This is a genomic window from Microbacterium terrae, assembly GCF_017831975.1.
GTDB classification, from domain to species: domain Bacteria; phylum Actinomycetota; class Actinomycetes; order Actinomycetales; family Microbacteriaceae; genus Microbacterium; species Microbacterium terrae.
Genome location: NZ_JAFDSS010000001.1, coordinates 2496004 through 2517557 on the forward strand (window position 1 = coordinate 2496004; position 21554 = coordinate 2517557).

Consider the following 21554-nt stretch of genomic DNA (forward strand, 5'->3'; position numbering starts at 1 on the left):
ATCCTCCCGATGCTGAGAGCTGACTCAGGCGGACGATGCGTTGCACTAGAATCGCCCGGTGACGCAGGTTTCCGAGAAGAGTTCGGCAGAACCGGGGAATGTGGCGGGGTCGATGCCCGTCGCGCCGCAGGTTCACCGCACCCGGGCCGATATCCAGGGGCTCCGTGCGATCGCCGTCTCCGCCGTCGTCGTGTATCACTTCTGGCCGGAGCTCCTCCCGGGTGGGTTCACGGGTGTGGACGTGTTCTTCGTCGTCTCCGGCTTCCTCATCACCGGCCAGATCCTCCGAGATGTCGACCGCTTCGGCGCCGGCGCGTTCGCGGCTCGGTTCTGGGCAGCGCGAGTGCGCCGCATCCTCCCGGCGGCGCTGCTGGTGCTCGTCGCCGTCCTCACAGCCTCGTGGTTCCTGGTTCCGGCGTCGCAGTGGGCGGAGATCGGTCGCAACGTGGTCGCTTCAGCACTGTCGATCGAGAACTGGGTGCTCGCCGCCGATGCTGTGGATTATGGGGCGGAGGGCGCGGCACCGAGTCCTGTTCAGCATTACTGGTCGCTCTCGGTCGAAGAGCAGTTCTATGTCATCTGGCCGCTCCTTCTGCTGCTGGGCACCGTCATCGCGAGGCGCTTCGGCCGCGGCCGTCTCGGCAAGCGGGCTGTGATCGGCGTGATCATGGGCGTCACCCTCGCCACCGGCCTGTGGTATTCGCTCTTCATCACGGCAGCCAACCCCGGCGCGGCGTACTTCATCACGCCGGCGAGGATCTGGCAACTCGCCGCGGGCGGTCTTGTCGCCCTGATCGCCATCCGCGGCGTTCGCATCGCGCCATGGATCGGCGTGGCGATGATCGGCGCGGGGTTCGCCTTCATCGACATCGGGATGCCCTACCCCGGCTACGCCGCCCTGCTTCCGACCATCGGCACCTGCCTGATCCTGATCGGCGGAAACACGGGTCCTCTGTCATTCGACAGGATCGCGAGCCCACGGCCCGTCCAGCATCTCGGCGACATCTCGTACTCCGTGTATCTGTGGCATTGGCCGCTCCTGATCCTCGTTCCGCTCGCGCTCGATCGAGAGCTCACGCTCTTCGACACATTGCTCCTGCTCGCGGCGACGCTGATCATCTCCGAACTGACGTACCGGATCGTCGAACAGCCGTTCCGGCGCGGTCGATTGCTCCGCACCCCCGCTCGTGCGTGGTCGCTCGGCGCCGCGGCGATCGCGGTGATCACCGCCGGTGCGGTCGCATTCGGCGTCGCCGGCGACGCACGCGTCGAGGCTGCAACCGTGGAATTCGAGCAGCACACGTCAGAGGCGGGCAGCTGCCTGGGCGCCGCCGCACTCGACAACGACTGCGACGATCCGTTCGGCGCGGTCGACGAGAGCGCAGCACTCGCTGGGCACACGGACCTGCCGATCGCATCGCGCAAGCCGCGCTGCTCCGACTCCACCGGTCCGTTCACGCACGTCACCTGCGAGTACGGTGATCCGAACGGTGATCGCACGCTCCTCCTGTGGGGTAACTCGCACGCTTCCGCGTGGAGCGACGCAGCGGATGAGGCGGGCAAGATCCTCGGGATGAAGGTGATCGTCGCGTCGCGATCGAGCTGTGCGGCGAACCTGGATCCGCCCTCGGAGAGCGACCTCCGCAGAGCGACGGAGGAGGAGCTCGTCGGTTGCGCCCAACGGAACGCCTGGGTGCTCGCAGAGCTCGTTCCGCAGGCCGATATCGTGCTCATGGCGGACCTCCGCGCAGGCTGGGCCGATGGAGCCCGGAGCATCGGCGGATTCGTCGATGCGGTCGATGCTGTGGATGACACGGGTGCCCAGGTCATCTGGATCGGCGACGTTCCGCTGACGGACGGAGTCAAGTCCCGCATCGACGGCCCGGAGTGCCTCCAGGCGAATGGCCAGTGTTCCAACCCCGTGAATCGGGCGCTGATGGCCTCCGACGTCACCGATGACGTGGCCGAGCGGGTCCCCGGACTGCCCGTCATCGATCCCAGCAGCCGCTTCTGCGACGACGACCGGTGCTATTCGGGCGTCGGCGGAGTGTCGGTGTACTTCGACGGGGTGCACCTCAGCGGAACCTACTCGCGCAGTCTCGGCCCCTGGCTCGCCCGTGAGATCGAAACCTGCACTGCACCGACGGGTTGCATGGACCCTGAGGTCAGCGGACAGGGCGCGGGCGCCGCGGGTTAGGCCGCCGACCGTCGCGCATCGCCCGGGCCGAGCAGCCTTCGGCGAAGGTCAGGCGGACTGCGAGAGTGAAGCGATGCTCACGAACGTCAGAACGCTGCCCCGACGGGGCAGGATTCGGGCCGCGGATGCGACATCCGCCGCCAGTCGACCCAGCCTCCCGCGCGACGCCAGCCGAGGGCTGCGGGCGAGATGGTCGACCGTCAAGTCGACCTGCAGGACGGTCTCAGCCGATTCAGCGGTGAATCCGAGTGTGACGCGCGCTTGACCGCGGCCGCCCTTGCGCCACCGGATGACCTCGACAGGCCCGCCGTTGGCGCTCATCCGCAAGACCTGACCGCCCGCAAGCGGTCCTGCGCCAGACGGTGTGACACCGAACGTGACCTCCAGCTGCTCGCCCGGAGTAGCGCGGACGGTCATCCGCAGCGCCGCCTTCTTGGCAGTCATCCAGATACCGCCGCGATCTCGCGCGTCGAACCCCGCTGCGCTGAAGAACCTCCCGAGTCGGAGGGCACCCCAGTCCTTGAACTCGAAGCGCTGACCAGGTGCCACGGTCGCCGTCGTCAGCCGCGGCACAGCGTCGTGGGGGAACGTGGCCAGATATGCCTCGATGTCGAATTCGGGAAGAGGCATCGGCTCGGATGCCATCGCCTCCTCGAGACTTTCGAATCGCTTCACGTCGGTACGACCGGTACCGAAGTAGTAGTCGTAGTACTTCAGCTCGTCCTCGCCACCGACCGGCGCCAGCCAGTATGCGGGGATGCCCATCGCCTCGGCGAAGATGATCCCGTGCAGGGAGCTGGCGAAGACTCGGTCCGCGCCCTTGATCGCGCGCATCATCCCGAGCGGTGTCGTGTCCACCGAAACGAACGAGTCGCTGTGATCAGGATGCTTCCGCCGCATGATGAGGTCGTCGTGGTAGTGCGGAATGATCCGGTCTCCACCCCGCGACTCGCTGGTTGCAAGCTCGGTGGCATACAGGTGAGGCAGGAGCACTCCCGGATCGAAGGTGTGCGTGACCTTGTCTGTCGAGATGCCTGCCTGCTGCAGATAGTCGAGGGAGATCGGACCGCGCACGGCCCGCACATCGAGATCGATACCGGGTTCGAGCGGAGCTGACCCACCCTTGACCCCGGACCCCCAGACCACGTCGCCGTCCTGCGCGCGATGCAACACCGATCCGATCGCAAGGAGTCGAGGCTGGCCGGGGAGCGGATTGCGCAGGTTCACGCCCGAAACCCGCTTTGAGACCCAACGTGAGGCGATGTCGCCGAAGTTCCCGATCGCGAACCGGCGTCCGCCGGCGAACCCGTCGAACAGTTTGCCCTTCGCATCGAACCAGAACACCGGCAGCTCCGGAACGTCCGCCGACCGCAGCAATCGCTTGGGTCCGATCGGACGCAATTCGCGGTCTCCCGGCCATTGCGAATACTCGGTGAAGACGGGCTTGCCGAACGCCGCGTCGATCGCGGAACCCGGAACCACGGCGATCGCACACTCCTCGTCGTTCACGCCGTACGTGACGATCCATTCGTCCGCGCCATGGCGCACCATGCCCCGCGGGTAGATCACATCGTGCACATCGGGGTTGAGCTTCTCGTGCTTGAACTGTGCCCCGATACTGCTCGGCAGGTCGAACGGAGCCCGCGACACCCGGCGCACCCGGAAAGGTCTCTTCGCTTCGAACTCGATCAGGAGCCCGCGGTAGACGCGCCCTTCGGCCACCTTGTAGCTCGAGTGAGCCATCGCGACGAAAGAGTCGCCGATGCGCACGGGCTGCGCTCCACCCCGCATGATGCCGAAGACTCTCTCGTACTCCGACGCGAAGTCGCTCGTGGCCACGGGAGTGCCGATGATGACGGTGCCCTCCGAGTCGAGATCGACCCGCAGAACGCGGTGCGGCCGATATGAGTAGCTCGCGTACACCTCGCCGTCGACGTCGAAGAGCGTCCAGTTCTTCTCGATGCTGCGACGGTCCCGCGTGGCGAGTTCCCGTGCGGCGCCCGCGAAGTGCTGCCCGTCGGCTGTCATCGGCGCGAGGAACTGATGGTTCCTCGGCCGATTGGCTCCGTCGTTCCAGGTCAGGTAGAGACTCCCCCGCAGCCGCAGGAAGATCGGGTCCGCGTGCCACGTGAGCGCACGCTCGTTCAACGCCGGGTCGGCGAACTCCACCTCGTCGGACAGGGGCACGACGCTGCCGGGCACGAGCGCGAGGTCGCGGTCCAGCCTCGCTGTCGCGATGCGACGATGCTCGGAGTCCACCTGAACGATCCGGTATGCGATGACGTAGCCGTCATCGGTTTCCGCGATGGTCGGGTTGAACGCTCGGGCAGCTCCTCCAGAGCGCCACGCCGCGGGGGTGAGTTCGGCGGCGTCATATTCGATCAGTCGCATAGCCTTCCCAGCCTACCCTGCGCGATCTACGCCGTAGACACGCGGGGGGCGGCGGGAGCGGCGTCGGCCTCCAGCACGTCCGAGATCAGGGCCGCTGTGCGTTGCCAGTCATATCGGTTCGCTTCCGGCGGCGCGATCCGACGCCCGGCGCCGCATGCCGTCACGAGGGCGTCCGCCCACTCATCGGCATCGTCCCAGCTCTCCAACGCCCAGCCGCGTTCCCCGACGATCTCCGACACTGCGTCGCAGTCTCGCCAATACACCACGGGGGTGCCACACGAGATCGACTCGAGGGCGGGAAGTCCGAATCCTTCCATCCTCGATGGCATCGCCGTGACGGCAGCTCCTCGGTAGAGCGCCGCCAGCCGCGCGTCGTCGACGTTGTGGAACATGGTCAGCCGCTGCGTGACCCCGAGTGACGCGGCCCGCGCGCTGAGCGCGGCGGACTCGGAAGCGGGTATGACGACCGTCAACCGCACTCCCGCGGCGCGGGGCAACGCCCGCATCACCACATCGAGGTTCTTGTGTTCGCGCACATTGCCGACGAAGAGGACATACGGATCCGCGGAATCCGTTGCCGGTCCGGTTGGAGTGAACGCCGCCGAGCATCCGTTGCCGGCGTTGACGATGCGGACCGACTCGTCGCGCAGCCAGTCCCGAATCTCACCCGCGGAGGTCTCAGAGACGGTGAGAACCACCCCGGCCTTGCGCACGACATGGCGTACAGGCCCCGCATAGTAGGCCGCGAACTTCATGCGCCCGGGCCAGGGCGACCGCAGTTGGATGAGGTCGTGGATGGTCAGGATCTGTCGGCGAGCACGGACCAGGGCTCCGTATCCTGGCGAGTAGACGAGCGCGCGAGCGTCGACGCGCGGCAGCGCGCGAAACGCGTCCAGCGCAGTGTGGGGGCTGCCATCGAGCCCGAGAGACCGCCACTCCGGCCGCAGCCGGGGCAGCACCTCCTGGGCATAGCGGCCGATGCCGTGGTCGCCGCGATAGCGGTCGTCGACGAGGAGTCCGGTCACTGGTGCCATGTCCCGCCGTCGGTCTCGACGGCGACCCACTCGCGCACGCGGTCCACGAACACCGCAGTGTCGAACTCGAAGGCCCGTGATACGCAGGCGTCGGGCTGGGTGGCGATCGCCCGCTCGACCGCGCCCCTCAGCTCGCCGGTCGTCCAATCATGCACGAGCGCGCCGGTCACCCCGTCGACGATCGTCTCAGCCGTCCCTCCGACGGCGCTCGCCACCACGGGAGTGCCGGTGGCCATGGCCTCGACCGGGATGATGCCGAAATCCTCGATCGAAGGGAACACCAGTGCCAGCGCCCGGCGGTACAGCTCGCGGAGGAGCGCCGGCGACGGATCATGAACGAACTCCACCGGTTCACCACGGTCGGCAGCGAGCGCGCGGAGGCGCTCCTCCTCCGGCCCCCGCCCCGCGAGCACCACCGGCACCCCGGCCGCGGCACCCGCCTCGATCACACGCTCGAGCTGCTTGTACGGCACGAACCGGGAGACACCCAGCAGGAATTCCGTCGGCAGCGCCGCGGATGTCGCCGCGTCGGTCGGCGCGAGCTCTCCGGGCTGCGCCGCGAAGGCGACGGCGTCCACAGGCGGATGGATGACGGTAGCCTCGCGCTCCCAGGTGTCGGCGATGCGCTGCGCGATGAAGGCGCTGTTGGCCGCGATGGCGATCGGCTCGGCCGCCCTCTTGCGATCGATCGGCTTCAATACGGCCGAGGCCGCGCGGGCGATTGCACCCTCCCCCCGGCCGTCAAGCTCGGGTGTCCAGATGTAGCGCGCGGGCGTGTGGGCGTAGACGAGCTTCGGCGCGTCGCGTGCAGCTCCTCCGAAGCGGGCATGATGGGCGAACAGGTGGTTGCTGCACAGCACCCACTCGGCCTCGCGGGCGGGCAGATGCCTCCACACGGTGGGCATGAACGGCAGCGAGGCGGCCTTGCTGCGTCGCAGCGGCGTGCGCGCGAGGACCGTCTCCTGGACCCCGGTGAATCGGCCGTCGCTGTCGTTCCAGAGGCAGAAGCGCTCAGCATCGGGAAAGACGCCCGAGAGCACCTCGAAGACATTCTCGGAACCGCCGTGAGGTGCGAGCCACTCGTGGACCAGGATGCCGGTCACCGGGATGCTCCTTCCGCGGTTTCGCTTTCAACAGGCAGGGGGCTCGCCGATTGCCCGACGTACCCCGGGCATGCCGCGCGAGCGGCGCCGCGAGCGCGCGTGGCTTCGGGAGCCGGAAGCGCGAGCGGTTGCTCAGCCAACAGTAGTCGGTCGGCATGGTGCGATCCGGCTCATCCCCCGTGACCTCCTGACCGGTCGTACGCGCCTGCGCATGACCGGATCGACCCAATGCTGAGCCGACCTTGAGGTTTCCGCAAGCAACAGACACGAGCCGGGAATCTCCCTCTGCTAAGAAGAGAGGCGGGAACCGGACGATGCCGGATCGACCACCGTGGGTCGACTCGAGGCATCGTCCTCTGACGTCTGGGGAACTGTGAGTACTCGTTCGTGGCGCGCGGGCGCAGCGGCTGTCGTCGCTGTCTTCGCACTGATCTTCGGCATGATCGGCACACCGGCGATGGCCGCGCCGACAGCATCCATCTCGGGCACCGTGGTGTTGCCGGACGGGGTCGATCCTGCAGCCGTGCAGGTCGAGGTGCAGCTGTACGTGATCGACTTCTGGGGCGACAGCAGGGCTGACACCACGGAGACCGACAGCACCGGCGCCTTCGCCTTCGCCGAGCTCGACCCGGGGCAGTACAAGCTGCACTTCGTGCCGCTGGATGTCAACGAAGGCGTGACGGCGGAATGGTGGGAGGATGCCGCCACCGCCGACACCGCGACGGTCATCGACCTCGCCGACGGCGGCGCATACCTGGCCGATCCCACTCTCGACCCCGCCGCGTCGATCTCGGGCCACGTCGAGCTTCCGCCGAGCGCTGGGTGGAACGGAGGTTCCGCCTACATCGCGGTCTACCCAGTCGACGCATACCCCGGCAACCCCGCAGCGTGGACGCTCACAGACCCCGACGGAAACTACACGGCGGGCGGCCTCGCCCCGGGCGACTACAAGGTCGAGTTCAGCGGCGACAGCGCTCGTGAGTGGTGGAACAACGCTCCGCGGTTCAGCGCGGCAGACGTGATCACCCTCGCGCTCGGAGAAGCGCGCGAGGGAGTGGATGCCGAACTCGCCGAGGCGGGAACGATCAGCGGCACCGTCACGACCGATGCCGGCGCCCCTGTGGACAGCGGCTCATGGTCGTGGATGGTCGCATTGCCAGTCGCGGACGGCGGCACTCCCTACACGCCCGGCACGACGACGTTCAACGCCCCGATCGACGCCGACGGCCGCTACAGCATCAGCTATCTTCCCGCGGGGGACTACACGGTGCAGTTCCGCTGGGGCTGCGACTGCGGCGGCCCTGACGGTGGTGAGCCACGGGGCCCGTGGCGCGACGAGTTCTACTCCGATGCGACGACCGTCGACGAGGCGACCGTCGTCACCGTCGCCGAAGGCGCGGCGGTGGACGGCATCGACTTCTCGTTGGACCCGAACCTCACCGGTGCTGCGCCGACGATCAGCGGCTCGGCTGCGGTCGGAAGCACGCTCACGGCGAAGCGCGGCACGTGGACCACCGGCGCGACGTTCACCTACCAGTGGTATGCCAGTGGCGCCGCGATCGCCGGCGCGACGAGATCCACGTTCGCTGTGACGTCTGCTCAGCAGGGCAAAGCGATCTCCGTCGCCGTGACAGGTTCGCTGACGGGGGGCGCGTCACTGAAGCTGACCTCCGCGGCGACCTCGAAGGTGCCCACGACAGCGACTCCCACTATCTCCGGCACCGCGGCGGTCGGTTCGACCCTCACCGCCAAGCCCGGCACATGGACCAGCGGAACGACCTTCACCTACCAGTGGTACGCCGATTCGACCGCGATCAGCGGTGCGACAGCATCCGCATACAAGCCGACGACCGCCCAGCAGGGCAAGCAGATCTCGGTGAACGTCACCGGGAAGCGGTCGGGGTATACGGCCGTCTCGAAGACGTCCGCGAAGACGACGAAGGCTCTTCTGTCCGCCACCCCGACCGTCAGCGGCACTGCCGCCGTCGGTTCCACGCTGACCGCCAAGGCCGGCACCTGGACGAGCAGCACGACGCTGACCTACCAGTGGTACGCGAACTCGTCGGCCATCAGCGGAGCCACGAAGTCCAGCTACAGGCTCTCCAACGCGACAGCAGGCAAGCAGATCTCGGTGAAGATCACCGGCAAGCGCAGCGGCTACACGACGGTCTCGAAGACTTCCACACGAACCGCAAAGGTGATCATGACCGCCACTCCCACGATCAGCGGCACCGCCGCGGTCGGCTCGACACTCACCGCCAAGTCGGGCACCTGGACGAGGGGAACAGCCTTCTCCTACCAGTGGCTGCGCAACGGTGTGGCGATCAGCGGAGCGACGAGTGCGACATTCCGCGCTCGCCCCGCCGATGCGTACGCCAAGATCTCCGTCAAGGTGACGGGCAAACTGTCCGGCCACGCCACGGCGACGAAGACCAGCGCGTCGACGGCAGCGGTGAAGGGCAAGGCCTACGCGAACTGCACCGCCCTGAACGCGGACTACCGCGACGGCATCCGCAAGAGCGGTGTGAAATTCGACAAGCGGAGCGGCGTCAACAAGCCCGTCAACGGGAGCCCGTACACGTCCACAGAGCTGTACAACCTGCAGTCCCCTGCCCGCGACGGGGACAAGGACGGCATCATGTGCGAGCGGTGACGCGCTGACCCGCGCGTTCCGCTGAGCGCCCGGTCGGCCGGCCCCGAGCCGGTGACCGGGCGCTGCTCGTCGCCGCGAAGACTTCTGGCGCGGCTGCCGCCACCGCACAAACGAAAACGCCCCCCGAGCCGAAGCTCGGGGGGCGTTTCAGGCGAAGTTATTACTTCAGGATCTTGGTGACGGTACCGGCACCGACGGTGCGGCCACCCTCACGGATCGCGTAGCCGAGGCCCTCTTCCATGGCGATGGGCTGGATCAGCTCAACGGTCATGTCGGTGGTGTCGCCGGGCATGACCATCTCGGTGCCCTCGGGCAGCGAGATGACGCCGGTGACGTCGGTGGTACGGAAGTAGAACTGCGGGCGGTAGTTCGTGAAGAACGGGTTGTGACGGCCGCCCTCTTCCTTCGAGAGGATGTAGGCGGTGCCCTCGAAGTTGGTGTGCGGCGTGACCGAACCGGGCTTCACGACAACCTGGCCACGCTCGACATCGTCGCGCTTGAGACCACGGAGCAGGAGGCCACAGTTCTCGCCGGCCCACGCCTCGTCGAGCTGCTTGTGGAACATCTCGATACCGGTGACCGTGGTCTTCTGCGTCGGGCGGATGCCGACGATCTCGACCTCGGAGTTGATACCGAGCGTGCCACGCTCGGCGCGGCCCGTGACGACCGTGCCACGGCCGGTGATGGTGAAGACGTCCTCGATGGGCATGAGGAACGGCTTGTCCTTGTCACGCACCGGGTCGGGGATCGACTCGTCAGCGGCGTCCATCAGCTCGAGGATCGCCTTGGTCCACTCGGCGTCGCCCTCGAGAGCCTTGAGGCCCGAGACGCGGACGACCGGAGCGTCGTCGCCGGGGAAGCCCTGCGACGAGAGCAGCTCGCGGACCTCGAGCTCGACGAGCTCCAGGATCTCCTCGTCGTCGACCATGTCGGACTTGTTCAGCGCGACCATCAGGTACGGCACGCCGACCTGCTTGGCGAGCAGAACGTGCTCACGCGTCTGAGCCATCGGGCCGTCGGTGGCGGCGACCACGAGGATCGCGCCGTCCATCTGAGCGGCACCGGTGATCATGTTCTTGATGTAGTCGGCGTGACCGGGCGCGTCGACGTGAGCGTAGTGACGCTTCGGGGTCTCGTACTCGACGTGCGAGATGTTGATCGTGATACCGCGCTGACGCTCCTCGGGAGCCGAGTCGATCGACGCGAAGTCGCGCTGCACGTTGGTGGCCGACGGGTACGTGTCAGCGAGCACCTTCGAGATTGCGGCGGTGAGCGTGGTCTTGCCGTGGTCGACGTGACCGATCGTTCCGATGTTCACGTGCGGCTTGGTGCGCTCGAACTTGGCCTTAGCCACTGGGTCCTCCTCAGGACGTTCGTGTAGAAGTCCCGGTCACTGGTTTGCGACCGGCCGTCTACGGGGATTTCTCTAGCTTAGTAGAGAGGTGTGTGTTGATTCTGTGTGAAGTTGTGCCCCGGGATGCCTCGTCGCGGAGGCATCCCGGAGAAGAGGGTTACTCGCCCTTGTTCTTCTGGACGATCTCGTCGGCCACGGCGCGGGGCACCTCGGCGTAGGAGTCGAACTCCATCGAGTAGACGGCGCGGCCCGAGGTCTTCGAGCGCAGGTCACCGATGTATCCGAACATCTCGGAGAGCGGAACGAGTGCACGCACGACCTTGACGCCCTGGGCGTCCTCCATCGACTGGATCTGGCCGCGACGCGAGTTCAGGTCGCCGATGACGTCGCCCATGTACTCCTCGGGAGTACGCACCTCGACCGCCATGAGCGGCTCGAGGATGACGGGGTTCGCCTTGCGGACGGCCTCCTTGAAGCCCATCGAGCCGGCGATCTTGAACGCCATCTCCGACGAGTCGACATCGTGCGACGCACCGTCGAGCAGGATCGCCTTGACACCCACCATGGGGTAGCCGGCGAGCACGCCGACGTTCATGGCGTCCTGGAAGCCCTGGTCGGTGGGGCCGATGTACTCGCGCGGGATGCGGCCACCGGTGACCTTGTTCTCGAACTCGTAGATCTTGTCGGCCGTGACCTCGAGGGGCTCGAGCGCGAACTGGATCTTCGCGAACTGGCCCGAACCACCGGTCTGCTTCTTGTGCGTGTAGTCGTGACGCTCGACGGTCTTCTTGATCGTCTCGCGGTACGCCACCTGGGGCTTACCGACGTTGGCCTCGACCTTGAACTCGCGCTTCATGCGGTCCACGAGGATGTCGAGGTGCAGCTCGCCCATGCCCTTGATGACGGTCTGACCGGTCTCGGAGTTCTGCTCGACGCGGAACGTCGGGTCCTCTTCAGCGAGCTTCTGGATCGCGAGACCCAGCTTCTCCTGGTCGGCCTTGGTCTTGGGCTCGATGGCGACCTCGATGACCGGCTCGGGGAAGGTCATCGACTCGAGCACGACCTGGTTGGCCGAGTCGCACAGGGTGTCACCGGTGGTGGTGTCCTTGAGGCCGATGACGGCGTAGATGTGACCGGCGGTGACCGAGTCGACCGGCATCTCCTTGTTGGCGTGCATCTGGAAGATCTTCCCGATGCGCTCCTTCTTGCCCTTGGTCGCGTTGACGATCTGCGCGCCCGAGTCGAGGTGACCCGAGTACACGCGGATGTAGGTCAGGCGGCCGAAGAACGGGTGCGTCACGATCTTGAACGCGAGGGCCGCGAAGGGCTCCTCACGGTCGGCGTGACGCTCGATGATGATCTCTTCGTTCTTCGGGTCCTTCGCCTCGATGGCGGGGACGTCGAGGGGCGACGGGAGGTAGTCAACGACCGCGTCGAGCATCGGCTGCACACCGCGGTTCTTGAACGCCGAGCCGCAGAGCACGGGGTAGAGCTCCGAGGCGATCGTCATCTTGCGGATGGCGCCCTTGATCTCGGCGACCGAGAGCTCCTCACCGCCGAAGTACTTCTCGAGGAGCACCTCGTCGGACTCGGCGACGGTCTCGAGCAGCTTCTCGCGGTACTCGGCGGCCTTGTCGGCGAGGTCGGCCGGGATCTCCTGGATCTCGTACTTCGCGCCCATGGTCACGTCACCCTTGGCGTCGCCGGGCCACACCAGGGCACGCATCTCGACGAGGTCGATGACGCCGACGAAGTCGTTCTCAGCGCCGATGGGGAGCTGGATGACGAGGGGCTTGGCCTTCAGGCGGTTGACGATGGTGTCGACGGTGAAGTAGAAGTCGGCGCCCAGCTTGTCCATCTTGTTGACGAAGCAGATGCGGGGGACGTCGTACTTGTCGGCCTGACGCCACACGGTCTCGGACTGGGGCTCGACGCCCTCCTTGCCGTCGAAGACGGCGACGGCGCCGTCGAGGACGCGGAGCGAGCGCTCCACCTCGACGGTGAAGTCGACGTGACCGGGGGTGTCGATGATGTTGATCTGGTTCTTGTCCCAGAAGCACGTGACAGCAGCGGAGGTGATCGTGATGCCACGCTCCTGCTCCTGCTCCATCCAGTCGGTGGTGGCAGCGCCGTCGTGCGTCTCACCGATCTTGTGGTTGACGCCCGTGTAGAACAGGATGCGCTCGGTCGTCGTCGTCTTGCCGGCATCGATGTGCGCCATGATGCCGATATTGCGGACCTTGTTCAGGTCGGTGAGCACTTCTTGTGCCACGGGATGTCTTCCTTACGTGTGGTGAGGGATGTCGCGGGGTGCCGGCCGGGGAGGTCGTCCCCGGCCGGCGACCGGGCCGCTGTTTACCAGCGGTAGTGCGCGAAGGCGCGGTTCGACTCGGCCATCTTGTGGGTGTCTTCGCGGCGCTTCACCGCGGCACCCAGGCCGTTCGAGGCATCCAGGATCTCGTTCTGGAGGCGCTCGGTCATGGTCTTCTCACGACGGCCCTTGGCGTAGCTGACGAGCCAGCGCAGCGCGAGGGTGTTGGCGCGGTGAGGCTTGACCTCGACCGGCACCTGGTAGGTCGAGCCACCGACGCGGCGCGACTTGACCTCGAGGGTCGGGCGCACGTTGTCGAGGGCCTTCTTGAGGGTGGCGACAGCGTCCTGGCCATTCTTGGCCTCGACGCCGCGCAGGGCGGTGTAGACGATCGACTCGGCGATCGACTTCTTGCCGTCGACGAGGATCTTGTTCACCAGCTGGGTGACGATCGGAGCGCCGTAGACCGGGTCGTTGACGACGGGGCGCTTCGGGGCGGGTCCCTTACGAGGCATCTGTCTCAGCCCTTCTTCGCGCCGTAGCGGCTGCGAGCCTGCTTACGGTTCTTGACTGCCTGGGTGTCGAGTGCACCACGGACGATCTTGTAGCGGACACCGGGGAGGTCCTTCACACGACCGCCGCGGACGAGCACCAGCGAGTGCTCCTGCAGGTTGTGGCCCTCACCGGGGATGTAGGCCGTGACCTCGGTCCCGTTGCGGAGCTTCACACGAGCGACCTTGCGCATCGCCGAGTTCGGCTTCTTGGGGGTGGTGGTGTACACGCGGGTGCACACGCCTGCCTGCTGCGGGTTCGCCTTCAGGGCGGGCGCCTTGGTCTTCGAGACCTTCGGCGAGCGGCCCTTGCGAACCAACTGCTGAATGGTTGGCACGTTCTCTCCTTGTTGTGCTGCACGGTGACAGCGTTCGTGTCTCCCCCGCTGCATCCGGATCTTTCGTTCCGTGACACCGCGGGCTCACATGTATCCACCGGCGCGGCAGAATGACTTTCGCGCAGTCGTGTGGTGGATATGCCGTGGGGGCGACCTGTTCGCAGGTCGATCCCTGAGATGGTGCTCCGCTCGCTCCGCCCGACACGCCAAGGCACGTCGGATGGCGCGCACGGGCGCACACCCGATCTATGATACTTGGCTTTACCCGACCGGGCAAACGTGGGCCGTGTCGCCCGCAGCCGCGCGGGTGCGGGCGTGCGGAGCGCTCAGGCGAGTCCGGCGACGAGCACCGCTGCGAGCGCCGCCAGCGCCCCGACGACGACCACCGCTGCGACGATCACGATGACGACGACCCGGCGGCGGGAGCGGCCGTGCTCCTCGTGCGCGATCTCGACGCTGTCGGCGACCGGACCGGCGCTCGGAGGCCGCACGACCGTTCGCTGCACCATCACCGGCGCGGCCCGCCGCGGGGCGACGGGAGCCTTCAGAGCCGCCGCGTCGGGCTCGTACGACGCGCGAGACGGGGTGGGCGAGACGGAGGGGACGGATGCCGCGCCCGCGGGCGACGCAGGCGACGGCGACCGGCGCACCGAGACGAGCCGGGTGTGCTCCTCCGATCCCGTCGAGGAGTCGGCGACGGTCGCGGTACCGGGGATGGAGTCGGGCTCGCCGGCTCCGCGCGTGGAGATCACGGTCGCGTCGTCGATCGGATCGACGGGTGTCGTGGGCGCCGCGGCGGTCGGCGGACCGGCGACGGGTGCACGACGGCGCGTGGCGAGGAGCGTCTCGTCGGCCGGTGGCTCATCGACGGGCGCACCGGCGGACACGGGCGCCTCCCCGGCGACGGCAGGGGCTCGGCGACGGGTCGCGAGGAGCGTCTCGTCGGCGACGTCGTCCTCGGTCCCGACCCGCGATGGCGCGCGACGCCGCGTCACGAGGAGGGTGTCGTCGGCCAGCTCATCGGAGTCGACGGGCTCGACCGTCGCCAGGCGGCGAACGACGATCCGGGTGGACTCGTCGATCGGGTCGACGGCATCCACCCCGTCGGCCTGCTCGGCGGGCGCGCCGCGACCTGCGCGGGCAGCGCGGCGTCCGGAGGGCACGGCCTCGTGCTGCCCGTCGCCGACCTCGCTCGACATCAGGACGCGGTGTCGTTGGTGAGCCGCAGCTCGGCGTCGCCCGCGAGCCAGCGCTGGGGGGCGGGCTGGGCGGTGCCCGGCGCGATCTCGCGCTCCGAGCCGTCATCGGCCAGCAGCACCGTGCCGTTCGTCGACTGCAGGTCGGTGATCGACCACTGGTCGCCGTCGCGCTCGAGTCGCAGGTGGGTCCGCGAGACCGTGCCGTCGTCGACGACGACGAGCTGGGCGCCCGGATACGCGGTGCTGCGCGCCGGGCGACGCCCCACCAGCACGATCTCGCCGGTCAGCTCGACGGGCGAGCCGGCCGGGAGCACCAGCGACCACTTGGTCCGGCGGCGCGCGGCGACCACGGTCTCGTCGAAGTCCTCGGGCGTCTCGGGAACCTCCGGCCGCACGTGCTGGGCCGACACCGCGCCGGCTGCCGACCGGGGAGACCCGGCATCCGGAGCACCGGCGATCGCCGAGACCGGCCCGGAGCTCTCGGGGAACGCATCCGCCTCGCCGTCGGACTCCTGGGGCGCCCACGGCTCGGCCGCGGGGGCGCGCATGACGCCGCCGGGCACGCGGGTCACCGGAGGCAGGTCGCCGGCATAGCCCGCGATCTCGTCGGCGCGCAGCGCGACGGCCGACACCGGGGCCGACGGAACAGCGGCGATGGGGGCGGGCGCGCCGGCTTCGGCCGCGGTGACCTCGCCGGTGAGGTCGGTGCTCTCGGCGGGCAGGTCGAGCCACGGGTCGTCTACGGGCTGCGCCTCAGGTGCCGCTGCGCGGGCGCGGGCCGCCGCGGACACCGGAGCCGGTGCGGCCTCGGCGGGCGACGCGGCGGAGGGGGCAGCAGCAGCGGGCACCGCCGCCGCGGCGTCTGCGGCGACCGGCGCCGGAGGAATCGGGGGGATCGGCGGGATCCCGGATGCCGCGTCGGCAGGGCCGCTCGGGAGGGGCGGAGGCGCCCAGCCGGCGGCGGGCGCCTGAACCGAGCGGGGAAGAGTCGCGGGCGGCTCGCCCGGCTCGGCCGAATCGGCCGTGGGCGCAGGCGGCACCGGCGAATAGACCGGCGTGCGCGGTGCGAAACCCGAGACGTCCACGGTGGCCGAGGTGTGTGCGGTGAAGGTGGGAAGCGGCGGCGGATCGTCGATCGCGCTCGAGGCGCGGCGCACGCCGCTGCCGACCGTCTCGTGACCCACCCAGCGGGCGCTTCCGAAACCGACGATCGTGGCCCACACCGGGCACAGCAGGAATCCGAGCACCGCCATGCCCATGCCGTACCCGAACGCGACGCTCAGGCGGTACATCGCCATCGCGAAGACGACGAGGAACGCGATCTGTCCGAGCACCGGGACGAGGAGGAGCAGCAGCAGCCACGGCGAGAGGCCGGCGAGCTGGAACAGCACGACGGTGTTGAGGATCGGCACCCAGGCCTTCCAGCCTTCGACGCCGGACTTGCGGAACACGGCGGCGAAGGCGAGTGAGGCCCAGACGTACACCGCCGCGTAGAAGAGCACGATGATCAACGTGCCGAACACGGCCCCAGCAGCTTGTGTGTCGTTCATGACGTCGGACGCGCGGGCTCCGCCCGTCGTCTCCCCCTCTCGGTGGTTCGCACGCGGACGCCCGGCTCGGGCGCCAGCGGAAGCAGCAACGATCTCAACGATACGGTCGAGACCGCGCCGCGCCAGAATCCGCGTTCGCGTCGCAGAATCCGGCGTTCGATGTCTACTGCTCTCCAGTAGTCTCCCGCAACTCGGGCGTCGATGGAGGCGTCGGAGAACACGGCGCGATCGGCGTCCTGCGCGAGCGTGGTCGCAGCCGGGGTGGCGAACACCGCGGCCTGCTCGCCACGGGTCGCCGCGCGCGGCGCGTCGCGGCCGGCATCGAGTGCGGCATCCCGGTACTCCTCCCACCCGCCGGCGATCCGCGCGGCCGGTGTCTTCGCGCGTCGGCGCCCGCGTCGGCGGGCAGCCTTCGCCGCGATCACCACGAGGAAGGGGCCGAATGCGAGGAGGAGGATCAGCGCGGTCACGCCCGCGACGCGCAGGAACGGCAGCAGCCACGCGAGGTCGGGGCCCGCGACGTCGTCATCCGTCCGGTCGGCCGCGGAGTCCTCCTGCGACGGATCGGGCGGCACGACCTCCTCGATCGTGTCGGGGCGCACCTCGGTCACGTTCTCGGGGTCGCGCTGCTCGGTCACGTCGAGGCTGGGTGTCATCGCGTGCTGCGGCGTCGCATCGATCGGCACCCACGCACCGTCGTCGCCCTGCACCTCCGCCCAGGCGGCGAGGTCCTGCGCTCGGCACACGCCCGCCTCGCAGACCGGCAGATCGGGGTCGTCCGACGCCAGGCGAGCACCCAGCACGATGCGCGCCGGGAAGCCGAGCTCGCGGGCGATGAGCGCGACGACGACGGCGAACTGCTCGTCGTCGCCGATCGCCGCCACGTAGTTGCCGGTCGACTCCGCGCGGGTATCGGTCTCGCGCTCGAGCAGCCGGGTGAAGATCGAGTCGATGCGCGCCAGCGAATGCCCCGAGGCGCTCGGCTGGAAGACGTAGTCCGAGAGCTCGGCGGTCCACAGGGCCGTCGACTCGGCCTCCTTGTCGAGCCCATGGCTGAGGTATCCGCGGGAGCGGATGAGGTCGACGAGGCCGGCGAGCGCCGCGCCGTCCGCCCCCGAGGCGTGCTCGTCGACCCACGTCGTGAGACTGTCGGGGATCGCGATGTCGGATGCCGTGCCCCCGGGCGCGCGCACCGCGTCGAGCGCGGGGGACGCAGGCTCGACACCGCGCACGACGTAGGTGTCGCCCGACTGCAGCCCGCCGCCGGCGGTCTGCACGCCGGCTGCCGCCGACACGCTGTAGTAGAACCGGTCGGTGAGCGCGGTCGCCCGATCACCGCCGAAGTCGACGTCCTCCAGGTGCCCGACCGTGGGCATCCACACGTCGTCCCACTCGCGGATCGTGATGGTCGCCGCGACCTGCTCGCCCTCGCCGGCGTCGAGCGTCGACGGCACGCGCACGAAGCGCCCGTCGTCGACGGCCCCGTCGCCGCCGGTGCGGAACACCTCGCCGTCGTAGGCGTCGAGCGTCGCGATGCGCACGCGATCGGGCAGCTCGCCGTCGGCTGCGGCGACGGTGAACATCACGTCGTCCGCGCCGTCGGAGAACAGCGACCGGTAGCGCGACAGCGGACTCGGCTCGGCCGAGAGATCGATGTCAGGCCCGATCGCCGACCGCAGCACGTCACGATCGGCGTCGCGGGCCGCGTACGGCACCGCCGCGCCGGCGAGGAGGAGCGCGCCGACGAGCATCGACGCGGCGAGCGCGGTGCGCCGCCGGTCGGTGCGCGTCGTGCGGACCGACATGCGGACACCGCTGGATGCCGCGGCCCGCTGCAGCGCACGCACGCGCTCCGCATGGGCCCGCGCGGTGAGCCACAGGAGGCACACCACCAGTTCGATCAGGCCGATCGCCGTCTCGACGGGGGCGTAGAGGGTGACAGGGCCGAGCCGGAGCGGTTCGCTCACGCTCGCGCGGCCGAAGAACAACCCGAACGACACCATCGCGAGCGCGACCGGCACGGCCGCATAGGCGACCCGGTCGACCCGCCAGGCCAGGCGCAGCACGACGCATGTGCCCACGAGGAAGACCACCAGAGCGGGCACGAGCAGGTTGCGATACGTCCCGACAGGCGGTTGGACCGTGATGAGGTCCTTCCACCCGAGCACGAGCCCCGAGAGCACTTCGCCGAGGCCCCGGAGGATCTCGGCGGGTGCGCCCAGCCGCGACGGCACCGCGAGGGGCACGCCGAGCAGCAGCACGGCGCCGGCGAGGCACGCGGCGACACTCCACCCGCGCCACCGCCGCCACTGCGCGACCGCCGCGATGCCCGCGCCGACCACCGCGCAGACCACGGCGAGCAGCACGAAGCCGCCCGCGCCGTAGATCGGCCACGCGGCGACGCCCGCCACGACGGCTGTGACGCCCGCGAGGACGGCGCCTGCGGCGATCCGCGGGGTCCCATCGCCCGAGGCGGCGGACGCGGCGGCGGCTTCGCGCCTCGTCGCGCTCACGATGTCGCCCCGCGCAGGAGCAGTCCGGCCAGATCGTCGAGGGTGCCGACCGTGAGCACCGTGAGCCCCGACAGCGTCTGCATGCGCGGATGCGCCCGCTCGTCGCAGATCACTCCGACCACGGCGGTGTCGGCGGGGAAGGCGAGGGCGGCCTGCTGCAGGCGACCGAGCGTGACCTGGGATCCGACCACGACGAAGGCGATCGACAGGCGCTCCCCCGACTCCGACACGAGGCGGCAGACGTCGCGCACCGGCATGGTGCTCTCGAGCAGGTCGATGCCGCTGAAGCCGTCGAGCATGGGACGCGGGGCGGTCGCCGGGATGTGGCGGATGGCGCGCAGGCGCCCGCGCACGACGCGGGGGATCTCGGAACCCGCCGCGATCTGCACGTCGCGCGCGTCGCGGACGGCACGGAGGCCGAGCGACGCGGCGCTCGACACGGCGAGTTCGAACTCGTCGGCATCCGCGTACTCGTTCTCGGCGACGGCCAGCACGACGGCCATGCGGGAGCGGCGCGACTCCTCGTACTGACGCACCATGAGACGCCCGGTCTTCGCCGTCGACCGCCAGTGGATCTGCCGCCGCGAGTCGCCCGGGGCGTACTCGCGGATGGCGTGGAACGACATGTCGCTGTCGACGAGGCGCCTCGTCGGCCCACCCTCGAGGTCGCGGATGAGACCGGCGCTCGTGGACGGGATCGTGACGGTGCGGGGGTGCACGAAGACCTCGTGCACGTCTTCGAACGAGTTCTCGCGGCGGAGGAGCCCGACCGGGTCGCTGCGCACCGTCGTCGCCGGGCCGACCGAGATGACGCCTCTGCGGAGCCCCGGGATGTCGAGGGGCTGCGCGATGGTGTGTCCTGGGCGCAGCAGCGGCACACCGAACTCGACGAGTCCCGCACCGACCGGGATGTCGATGCGGCCCGGCAGGGTGGCCCGATGCCCGTGGTTGCGCACCACGATCTCGCCGACGATACCGTCACCGGCGACCACCCGCTCGTGGGCGAGCGAGAGGTCGACGTCGTACGAGCGCGCGCCGAAGAGGAAGGGCACCGCTGCGACCAGCAGCACGAGCGAGGCGGTGCCGGCGACCATCCACTCGACCCAGCCGAAGACGATGCCGAGCACGAGCCCGACGGTCGCCGCCGCCGCGACCAGCACGCCCGGCGGGCGCACGGTGCGGGCCGTCCAGGTGGCGGCTTCGCGGATGCCCGAGCCGGCCGCCCGCCACGCGCGCGTCGCCCACACGGCGGCGCTCACGACCGCCCGTCCGCGGCGCGCCGACGTGACGCTCGTCGAGGTGACGTGCGTTCGTCCGGCGGTGCCGGTGGACTGGGAGGTGCGGGTCAGACGCGACTCGGTGAGGCTCATACGGCCTCGCGCCTGCTGGGCGGTGCCACGTCGAGCAGCACCTGGCCGATGACCGTCTCCTGGGTGACGCCGTCGAACTCGGCCTCGGGGTGGAGGATGAGCCGGTGCGAGAGCACCGGCACCGCGAGCGCCTTCACGTCGTCGGGTGTCGCGTAGGTGCGCCCCTGCGAGGCAGCGCGGGTGCGCGTCGCCCGGGTGAGGGCGAGGGCGCCGCGGATGCTCGCGCCCAGTCGCACCTCGTCGGCGGCGCGCGTGCTGTCGACGAGGCGCGCGATGTAGTCGAGCACGAGCGCGTCGACGTAGACCTGCGCCGCGAGATCCGCCATCCCCACCAGCGCCTGCGGCGTGATGATCGGCACCAGGTCGGCCGTCGCGGTCGCGGCTCCGTCGAGGATGCGCACGGTCGCCGCGTGGTCGGGGTAGCCGAGCGAGGTGCGCATCATGAAGCGGTCGAGCTGCGCCTCGGGGAGGCGATAGGTGCCCGCCTGCTCCACGGGGTTCTGGGTCGCGAGCACCACGAACGGCACGCCCACCGGGCGCGAGACGCCGTCGATGGTGACGTGCCCCTCCTCCATCACCTCGAGCAGGGCCGACTGCGTCTTCGGGCTCGCGCGGTTGATCTCGTCGGCGAGCACGATGTTGGCGAAGATCGGGCCGGCGTGGAACTCGAAGACGCCCTCCTTCTGGTCGTACACGCTCATGCCGGTGATGTCGCCCGGCAGCAGGTCGGGGGTGAACTGGATGCGCGTGTTCGTCCCCTGGACGGACTGCGCCATGGCGCGCGCGAGCGAGGTCTTGCCGGTTCCGGGAACGTCTTCGAGGAGCACGTGGCCGTCGCTGAGCATCGCGGTGAGCACGAGCTCGACCACGTGCCGCTTGCCCAGCACGGCGCGCTCGACGTTGTCGGCGATCTGGCCGAAGGTCTGCGCGAACCAGTCGGCCTGCTCCTGGGTGATCGTCATGCGTGTTCCTCGCTCGTGCTCGGGGCGG

At 69.2% G+C, this 21554-nt stretch carries 14 protein-coding genes; 2 read left to right on the forward strand and 12 right to left on the reverse strand.

Annotated features, from left to right (window positions below):
- The first annotated feature begins 58 nt into the window (after positions 1 to 58).
- Positions 59 to 2197: an acyltransferase family protein gene (locus JOD63_RS11545; RefSeq protein ID WP_245618005.1), complete on the forward strand. Its 2139-nt coding sequence runs from the start codon at positions 59 to 61 to the stop codon at positions 2195 to 2197.
- Positions 2198 to 2245: 48 nt separating this feature from the next.
- On the opposite strand, the gene JOD63_RS11550 is transcribed toward JOD63_RS11545, so the two are convergent.
- The 3 genes from JOD63_RS11550 to JOD63_RS11560 are packed head-to-tail and all read right to left on the reverse strand — an operon-like array spanning position 2246 to position 6725.
- Positions 2246 to 4588 carry a polysaccharide pyruvyl transferase family protein gene (locus JOD63_RS11550; RefSeq protein ID WP_045275962.1) on the reverse strand — a complete coding sequence of 781 codons (2343 nt, stop codon included), beginning with the start codon at positions 4586 to 4588 and terminating at the stop codon, positions 2246 to 2248.
- A 26-nt stretch (positions 4589 to 4614) separates the two neighbouring features.
- Positions 4615 to 5613: a glycosyltransferase family 4 protein gene (locus JOD63_RS11555; protein WP_045275961.1), complete on the reverse strand. Its 999-nt coding sequence runs from the start codon at positions 5611 to 5613 to the stop codon at positions 4615 to 4617.
- On the reverse strand, positions 5610 to 6725 hold the full coding sequence (locus JOD63_RS11560; protein WP_045275960.1) for a glycosyltransferase: 1116 nt from the start codon (positions 6723 to 6725) through the stop codon (positions 5610 to 5612). Before JOD63_RS11560 ends, JOD63_RS11555 begins: the two co-directional genes overlap by 4 nt.
- 439 nt (positions 6726 to 7164) lie before the next feature.
- Here JOD63_RS11560 and JOD63_RS11565 point away from each other — a divergent pair, with 439 nt between their 5' ends.
- On the forward strand, positions 7165 to 9378 hold the full coding sequence (locus JOD63_RS11565; RefSeq protein ID WP_157004005.1) for an excalibur calcium-binding domain-containing protein: 2214 nt from the start codon (positions 7165 to 7167) through the stop codon (positions 9376 to 9378).
- Between the two features lie 160 nt (positions 9379 to 9538).
- Here JOD63_RS11565 and tuf read toward each other — a convergent pair whose 3' ends face one another.
- From tuf to JOD63_RS11610, 9 genes are all read right to left on the reverse strand, one after another.
- Positions 9539 to 10732 (reverse strand): elongation factor Tu, encoded by a 1194-nt coding sequence (gene tuf, locus JOD63_RS11570; RefSeq protein ID WP_045275959.1) that lies wholly within the window; start codon positions 10730 to 10732, stop codon positions 9539 to 9541.
- 157 nt (positions 10733 to 10889) lie between these two features.
- A complete protein-coding gene (gene fusA, locus JOD63_RS11575; RefSeq protein ID WP_045275958.1) occupies positions 10890 to 13004 on the reverse strand; it encodes an elongation factor G in 2115 nt (704 codons plus the stop codon).
- Between the two features lie 83 nt (positions 13005 to 13087).
- The gene (gene rpsG / locus JOD63_RS11580; protein ID WP_045275957.1) at positions 13088 to 13558 is read right to left on the reverse strand and encodes a 30S ribosomal protein S7; all 471 of its coding nucleotides are present in this window, start codon (positions 13556 to 13558) and stop codon (positions 13088 to 13090) included.
- Positions 13559 to 13563: 5 nt separating this feature from the next.
- Positions 13564 to 13932, reverse strand: a complete 369-nt coding sequence (gene rpsL, locus JOD63_RS11585) for a 30S ribosomal protein S12 (RefSeq protein WP_018171438.1) — start codon at positions 13930 to 13932, stop codon at positions 13564 to 13566.
- Between the two features lie 326 nt (positions 13933 to 14258).
- The gene (locus JOD63_RS11590) at positions 14259 to 15131 is read right to left on the reverse strand and encodes a hypothetical protein (protein WP_045275956.1); all 873 of its coding nucleotides are present in this window, start codon (positions 15129 to 15131) and stop codon (positions 14259 to 14261) included.
- Positions 15131 to 16654, reverse strand: coding sequence for a DUF5684 domain-containing protein (locus JOD63_RS11595; RefSeq protein ID WP_045275955.1), 1524 nt, complete (start codon positions 16652 to 16654; stop codon positions 15131 to 15133). Before JOD63_RS11595 ends, JOD63_RS11590 begins: the two co-directional genes overlap by 1 nt.
- A gap of 23 nt (positions 16655 to 16677) precedes the next feature.
- Positions 16678 to 19194 carry a transglutaminase domain-containing protein gene (locus tag JOD63_RS18245; protein ID WP_045275954.1) on the reverse strand — a complete coding sequence of 839 codons (2517 nt, stop codon included), beginning with the start codon at positions 19192 to 19194 and terminating at the stop codon, positions 16678 to 16680.
- Positions 19191 to 20564 (reverse strand): DUF58 domain-containing protein, encoded by a 1374-nt coding sequence (locus JOD63_RS11605; protein WP_045275953.1) that lies wholly within the window; start codon positions 20562 to 20564, stop codon positions 19191 to 19193. The genes JOD63_RS18245 and JOD63_RS11605 overlap by 4 nt, the downstream gene beginning before the upstream one ends.
- A complete protein-coding gene (locus JOD63_RS11610; protein WP_045275952.1) occupies positions 20561 to 21526 on the reverse strand; it encodes an AAA family ATPase in 966 nt (321 codons plus the stop codon). The genes JOD63_RS11605 and JOD63_RS11610 overlap by 4 nt, the downstream gene beginning before the upstream one ends.
- Positions 21527 to 21554: the final 28 nt, after the last annotated feature.